The sequence below is a fragment of the Nocardiopsis sp. TNDT3 genome, from assembly GCF_003427465.1.
GTDB classification, from domain to species: Bacteria; Actinomycetota; Actinomycetes; order Streptosporangiales; family Streptosporangiaceae; genus Nocardiopsis; species Nocardiopsis dassonvillei.
Genome location: NZ_QPFC01000289.1, coordinates 1 through 3,292, shown reverse-complemented (window position 1 = coordinate 3,292; position 3,292 = coordinate 1). Strand labels below are relative to the sequence as shown.

The 3,292-nt window shown below is 75.6% G+C and carries 2 protein-coding genes; both read right to left on the bottom strand.

The window, feature by feature from the left end:
- Positions 1-57: 57 nt before the first annotated feature.
- Positions 58-639: a 16S rRNA (guanine(966)-N(2))-methyltransferase RsmD gene (gene rsmD, locus DQW06_RS07805; protein ID WP_013151265.1), complete on the bottom strand. Its 582-nt coding sequence runs from the start codon at positions 637-639 to the stop codon at positions 58-60.
- Positions 640-829: 190 nt separating this feature from the next.
- Complete coding sequence (gene recG / locus DQW06_RS07800) at positions 830-3,037, bottom strand: ATP-dependent DNA helicase RecG (protein ID WP_041552176.1); 2,208 nt, start codon at positions 3,035-3,037, stop codon at positions 830-832.
- Positions 3,038-3,292: the final 255 nt, after the last annotated feature.

Here is a 3,292-nt window from a genome sequence, read left to right as displayed (position 1 = left end):
AGGCGTCAGGTGAGGGTGGTGGTGGGCGACGGGCACGGAAGTACCGCGCCGCAGGCGTCAGGTGAGGGTGGTGGTGGGCGACGGGCGGGCGTACCAGAGAACCGCCTCCCCGTACCCCCGGCTGCGGTCGCGTTCCAGGCCCTCGGGCCAGGAGGGTTCGGCACCGCGCTTGGAGCGTTCGACGACGACCACGGCGTCCTCGGCCAGCCAGCCGCGGCCGACCAGGTCGGCCAGCACCCCGGCGACCTCGGCGTCGGTGACGGCGTAGGGCGGGTCGGCGACGACGACGTCGTAGGGGTCGCCGGTGTTGTCCGCGCCGACCACCCGTTCCACGCGGTCGGCGACCAGGCGCGCCCCGGGGAGCCCGAGCGTCTGGATGTTGTCCCGCAGCACCTGGGCCGCCCGGCGGTCGGCCTCCACCAGCAGCGCGTGCGCGGCGCCCCGGGACAGGGCCTCCAGGCCGATGGCCCCCGAGCCCGCGTACAGGTCCATCACCCGGGCGCCGTCGAGGGAGCCGAGGTCGGACTGCACGGAGGAGAACAGCGCCTCGCGGGCCCGGTCGCTGGTGGGGCGGGTGTTACGGCCCTCGGGGACGGAGATGCGCCGTCCACCGGCCGTACCGGCGATGATGCGGGTCATGCCCCCACGGTAGCGGCCGGGGTGCGCGGGCGCCCCGGTGCGCGGGCGCCCCGGTACGCGGGCAGCACGAGGCCGGCGGCCCGGGGACCCCCCGCTTTCCACGTCAGGCCCCGGCGCGCGGGCCGCACCAGGTCCGACCACGGCCTGTGGACGACGCCGCGGCCCGTGGACGACCGGGCACCCCGGCCGCTCAGGCCTTGTCCAGGTACTCCGCACGTTCCTCGGGCAGCAGCGTCTCCAGCGCCTGGGCCAGCGGCGGGTGCCCGGTCAGCCCGGGATCGGCCGCCACGTAGGCCGTGGCCTCCTCGCGCGCCTCCCCGATGAGCTCCTCGTCCTTGAGCAGGGTGAGCATCCGCAGGCTGGACCGGGCTCCGGACTGCGAGTCGCCCAGCACGTCGCCCTCGCGGCGCATCTCCAGGTCCACCCGGGAGAGTTCGAAGCCGTCGGTGGTCGCGGCCACCGCGGCCAGCCGTTCACGCGCCGGGGAACCCTCCTCGGCGTCGGTGACCAGCAGGCACAGCCCCGGCAGTTGGCCCCGGCCGACCCGGCCGCGCAGCTGGTGCAGCTGCGAGACGCCGAAGCGGTCCGCGTCCATGATGACCATCACTGTGGCGTTGGGCACGTCCACGCCCACCTCGATGACGGTGGTGGAGACGACGGCGTCGGTGTCCCCGGCCGAGAACCGGCGCATCACCGCGTCCTTGTCGTCGGGCGCCATCCGGCCGTGCAGGACCTCCACGCGCAGTTCGGAGAGCGGCCCCTCCCGCAGCCGCGCCGCCACGTCGAGCACCGCCAGGGGCGGCCGGGCGCCCGCGGCCTCCTCGCCGTCGCCCGCGCCGACCTCCTCCTCCGCCTCCTCCTTGGCGTCGTCGCCGATCCGCGGGCAGACCACGAAGGCCTGGTGCCCGCCGCCCGCCTCCTCCCGGATGCGCTCCCAGGCCCTGGCCAGGAAGTGCGGCTTCTCGCTCGCGGGCACCACGTGCGTGGACACGGGCGCGCGACCGGTGGGCAGCTGGGTGAGCGCGACCACGTCGAGGTCGCCGTAGACGGTCATCGCGACGGTGCGCGGGATGGGCGTGGCCGTCATGACCAGCACGTGGGGGCGCCCGTCCACGGCCTTCTCCCGCAGGGCGTCGCGCTGCTCCACGCCGAACCGGTGCTGCTCGTCGACCACCACCAGCCCCAGGTCGGCGAAGGACACGTGCTCCTGGAGCAGGGCGTGGGTGCCCACGACGATCCCCGCGGCGCCGGACGCCGCGTCGAGCAGGGCCTCCCTGCGGGCGGCGGCGTTCATGGAACCGGTGAGCAGCGCCACCCGCGTGGCGTTCTCCGCGCCGTCGATCTGTCCGGCGCGGCCGAGCGCGCCGAGCATGGCGCTGATGGACCGGTGGTGCTGCTGGGCCAGGACCTCGGTGGGCGCGAGCATGACGGCCTGGCCGCCGGAGTCCACGACCCGGAGCATGGCCCGCAGCGCGACCAGGGTCTTGCCCGCGCCGACGTCGCCCTGGAGCAGGCAGTGCATGGGGTGGGCGGCGTCGAGCCGCTCGGCGAGGCGTTCGCCGACCTCCCGCTGGCCCTCGGTGAGCGTGAAGGGCAGCTGGGCGTCGAAGGCGTCCAGGAGACCGCCGACCGCGCCGGGCCGGGGCTTGGCCGGCAGGTCCTCCGCGCGGTGGCGCCGCTGGGCGAGCGCGAGCTGGAGGACGAAGGCCTCGTCCCACTTCAACCGGCGGCGGGCGGCGCCGACGTCGGACCACTCGGCGGGGCGGTGGATCCGGCGCAGGGCGTCGGCGACGCCGAGGAGCCCGCGCCGTTCGCGCAGTTCGGGGGGCAGCGGGTCGGGCAGGCTGTCCACGTCGGCGAGGACGATGTCGACGGTGCGGGCGATGGTGGTGGAGTCCAGGCCCTTGACCGCCGGGTAGACGGGGATGAGCTCCTCTGCGTAGGCCCGGGCCCGCTCGCCCTCGTGGCCGTCCTCGTCGAGGAGTTCGTACTGGGGGTGGTCGAGCTGGCGGCGGCCCTTGAAGGTGGAGACCCGGCCGGAGAACATCGCCAGGCGCCCGGGGACGAGGGCCCCCTGGTGGTAGGAGCCCCGGTTGAAGAAGGTCAGGTGCAGGCGCCCGGTGCCGTCGGTGACGGTGGCCTCCATCATGTCCATGCGGCGTCGTCCCTGCCGCGCGGGCACGGTGCGCCGCTTGGCGTCCAGGACGCGGGCCTGCACGGTGACCTCCTCGCCCTCGCGCAGTGCCGCGAGATCGGTCAGGTCGCCGCGCCGGTCGTAGCGGCGCGGGTAGTAGCGCAGCAGGTCGCCGAGGGTGTGCAGATCGAGCTTCTCGGCGAGGGCCTTGGCCGTCTTGCCCCTGAGGGGCCCCCTGCTCAGCGGTTCGTCCCAGGTGCTCACGTGTGCTTCCCGTCTCGGATCGCCGGTCACCGCCACGGTAGTCCTCCGGTGCGACGCTCGTGTGCCTTCCCACCGCCCCGGTCGGCCCGCTGGAACCCGGGGACCCCCGGGCCGGAGGGTTCCAGCGGCATCGCCGGTCCTGGAGGGCGTCCCACCGGAGGGCGGGCGCCCCGGCTCCGGCGGACGCCCCTCGGCTGTGCGGGCGCGTCTCGGGAGGGCGGGCTCTCCGGATTCCGGCGGCGGTTCCCCGCCCGC

What these genes read in the sequence shown, in the direction of transcription:
- rsmD (WP_013151265.1), bottom strand. Translation starts at nt 639, where the DNA reads ATGACCCGCATCATCGCCGGTACGGCCGGTGGACGGCGCATCTCCGTC.